General features: G+C 74.2%; 1 protein-coding gene. It reads right to left on the bottom strand.

Going from position 1 to position 3985, the window contains the following annotated elements:
• The coding region (locus TR48_RS36690) for a type I polyketide synthase (RefSeq protein ID WP_152628387.1) at window positions 1-3985 on the bottom strand (3985 nt) is incomplete at both ends.

The raw sequence follows: 3985 nt of genomic DNA on the forward strand, positions 1-3985 counted from the left end.
GACCAGCTTGGCCGCGTCGCCGAGCGAGAGCACGCCCGCCACATGCGCGGCCGCGATCTCACCGATCGAGTGCCCCGCCAGGAAGTCCGGGCGGACACCCCACGACTCGACCAGGCGGAACAGCGCGACCTCGACCGCGAAGAGTGCGGGCTGCGTGGAGGCCGTCTCGTCGATCCGCTCACCCGCGAAGACGACATCCCGCAGCGGACGGTCCATCTGCCCGTCCAGCTCGGCGCAGACCGCGTCGAACGCCGCCGCGAACACCGGGAACGCCTCGTACAACTCAGCGCCCATCCCGGCACGCTGGCTCCCCTGCCCGGCGAACAGGAACGCCGTGCGACCGGCGGAACCCACCCGGCCGGAGACGACCCGGGCCGGCGACTCGCCACGGGCCAGCGCGGCCAGCGCATCGCGCAACCTGCCCGGCTCACCGTCGATCACCGCCGCCCGGTGCTCGAACGTCGCCCGGGTCGTGGCCAGCGAGAACCCGACGTCCGTCAGGTCAGCGTCCGGCTCGCTCTCCAGTCGCCGCAGCAGCCGCGCGGCCTGCCCGCGGAGGGCCTCCGGCGTCCGCCCCGACAGCACCAGCGGCACCGCCGCCGGTGTACGCGCCGCGACACCGCGCTCCGCAGGCGCCTCGTCGACAGCCGGTGCCTGCTCCAGCAGGACGTGCGCGTTCGTGCCGCTGATGCCGAACGACGACACCGCCGAGCGACGCGGCTCGCCGGTCAGCGGCCACAGGCGCGCCTCGGCCAGCAGCTCGACCGCCCCCACCGACCAGTCCACGTGCGTGGACGGCTCGGTGACGTGCAGCGTCTTCGGCAGCACGCCGTGCCGCATCGCCATGACCATCTTCATGACCCCGGCGGCGCCTGCGGCGGCCTGGGTGTGGCCCAGGTTCGACTTGATCGACCCCAGCCAGAGCGGGGCGTCGGAGTCCCGGTCCTTGCCGTAGGTCGCGAGCAGGGCCTGCGCCTCGATCGGGTCGCCCAGGCGGGTCCCCGTGCCGTGCGCCTCGACCACGTCGACCTGTCCTGCCGTCAGACCGGCGTTGGCCAGGGCCTGCTTGATCACCCGCTGTTGGGCCGGGCCGTTCGGGGCGGTCAGACCGTTGCTCGCGCCGTCCTGGTTCACGGCCGAGCCGCGCACGATCGCCAGCACCGGGTGACCGTTGCGTCGGGCATCGCTGAGCCGCTCGACGAGCAGCATGCCGACGCCCTCACCCCAGCCCGTACCGTCCGCGCCGTCCGAGAAGGCCTTGCATCGGCCGTCGGTCGCCAGACCGCGCTGGCGGCTGAACTCCACGAAGGTGCCCGGCGTCAGCATGACGGTCACACCCCCGGCCAGTGCCAGCGTCGACTCACCCGAGCGGAGCGACTGGCAGGCCAGGTGCAGGGCCACCAGCGAGGACGAGCAGGCGGTGTCGATCGTCACCGCCGGGCCCTCCAGGCCCAGCGTGTAGGACACCCGGCCCGAGGCGACGCTGCCCGTGGTGCCGGTGCCGACCTGGCCCTCCAGGCCCTCGACCGACTGGGCCAGCAGCATGCCGTACTCGTTGTACATGACTCCGACGAACACGCCGGTTCGGCTGCCGCGCAGCGTGGCCGGGTCGATGCCGGCCCGCTCGAAGGCCTCCCAGGAGGTCTCCAGCAGCAGTCGCTGCTGCGGGTCGATCGACATCGCCTCACGCGGGCTTATGCCGAAGAACGCCGGGTCGAACGCCCCCGCGCGGTGCAGGAAGCCGCCCTCACGGGTGTACGAGGTGCCGGGGTGGTCCGGGTCGGGGTGGTAGAGGTTCTCCACGTCCCAGCCGCGGTCCTCCGGGAAGAACGACACCGCGTCCCGCCCGGTGGCCACCAGATCCCACAGGCCCTCGGGGGAGGTGACCCCGCCCGGGAACCGGCATGCCATGCCGACGATCGCGATCGGCTCGTCGTGGTCCTGGGAGCTCGCGGCGGCCGTAGTGGCCGGCAGTCCAGCGCCCGGGAGCGAGCCCAGCAGCTCGGTTCCGAGCAGCTCGGCGAGCGCGGTCGGGGTCGGGTGGTCGAAGACCAGGGTGGCCGGCAGTCGCAGGCCGGTGACCCCGTTGAGGCGGTTGCGCAGCTCGACGGCGGTCAGCGAGTCGAAGCCGAGCTCCTTGAACGCCCGAGTGGCGTCCACCGAGGCGTGGTTCGGGTAGCCGAGCACCGCCGCGACCTCCGCGCAGACCAGCTCCAGCAGCGCGGTCTCGCGCTCAGCCGCGGAGAGCGCCGCCAGCCGCTGGGCCAGCGCCGATCCGCCCGCCTCGCCGGTCGCGCCCGCGCTCCTGGCGGCGCGGCGCACCGGCCCGCGGACCAGGCCCCGCAGCAGCGGCGGCAGCAGACCCGCGGTGCCCTGGGCGCGCAGACCCGCCAGGTCCAGCTGGATCGGGACCAGCAGCGGTTCGGGCGACCGCACGGCCACGTCGAAGAGCAGCAGGCCGTCCTCGGCGGTCAGCGCCGTGACGCCGCCGCGCGCCATCCGCTCGACGTCGGAGCGGACCAGGGCGGCTGCCATGCCGCCGTCCTCGGCCCACAGGCCCCAGGCCAGCGAGGTCGCAGGCAGTCCGGATGCCCGGCGGTGCTGGGCGAGGGCGTCCAGGAAGCCGTTCGCCGCCGCGTAGTTGCCCTGACCAGCCGCACCGAACACCCCGGCAGCCGAGGAGAACACCACGAAGGCGGCGAGATTCTGCTCCTCCGTCAGTTCGTGCAGGTGCCAGGCCGCGTCCACCTTGGGACGCAGCACGGTGTCGATCCGCTCGGGGGTGAGGGACGAGACGATGCCGTCATCCAGCACACCGGCCGTGTGCACCAGGGCAGCGAGCGGGTGCTCCAGCGAGTCCAGCAGCCCCGCGAGTGCGGCGCGGTCGGAGACGTCGCAGGCCGCGACGGCGACCTCCGCGCCCAGCGACGACAGGTCCGCGACCAGCTCGTCGACGCCCTCGGCCGCTCCACCGCGGCGCGAGACCAACAGCAGGCGGCGCGCGCCGTACGCGGTCACCAGGTGCCGGGCGAACAGCCCGCCCAGAGCGCCCGTGGCCCCGGTGAGCAGCACCGTGCCCTCGGGATCCAGCTCCGGGGCGACACCGGCATCGCTCGCAGACAACCGCGCCAGACGCGGCACCAGCGCCACACCCGCACGCAGGGCGAGCTGCGGCTCACCGGAGTCGACGGCGGCGGCGAGCGCAGCCCGTGAGGCCGCGTCCTCGTCCAGATCGACGAGCACGATCCGGCCCGGGTTCTCCGACTGCGCCGAGCGCACCAGACCCCACACGGCGGCCGAGGCCAGGTCGCGGACGTCCTCACCGTCACGGGCAGCCATCGCACCGCGGGTCACCAGGACCAGCCGGGAGTCCGCGAACGCCTCCTCGGCCAGCCACGTCTGCAGCAGCTCCAGGGCGTCGTGCACAGCCGCGTGGGTGGCAGCCGCCATGTCCGCACCGTCAGCCCGCGACGGCCACGGCACCACGAGCGTGTCGGGCCTCAGGTCCACCGCCGCGCTCAACTCCGCGCAAAGCACCCCATCGGCCAGGCCGAGGTCGTCGTCCCCGAGGACCGCGACCGCGCCGAGGGAACCGGCGGCGGCCAGCGCCACGGGCGTCCACTCCGGGCGGAACAGCGCCTCGTGCCGACCTCCGCCACCGCCCAACTGCTCGGGCGAGAAGGCCCGCAGCACCAGCGAGTCGACGGACGCCACCGGCGCACCGGCCCCGTCGGCCACCGCGAGCGAGACCGCGTCCGCACCGACGGCGGCGATCCGCACCCGCAGCTCGCCCGCGCCCGCCGCGTGCAACGACACCCCCGACCACGCGAACGGCAGCCGGCCCTGACCCGTGTCCTCCAGCAAGCCCCCCAGACCGATCGCATGCAGCGACGCGTCCAGCAGAGCCGGGTGCAAACCGAACAGCCCCGCCTCGGAGCGGCTCTCCTGCGGCAGCGACACCTCCGCGAAAACCTCACCGCCGTCC

Origin of the sequence: Streptacidiphilus neutrinimicus, from assembly GCF_000787815.1 — a bacterium.
GTDB classification, from domain to species: domain Bacteria; phylum Actinomycetota; class Actinomycetes; order Streptomycetales; family Streptomycetaceae; genus Streptacidiphilus; species Streptacidiphilus neutrinimicus.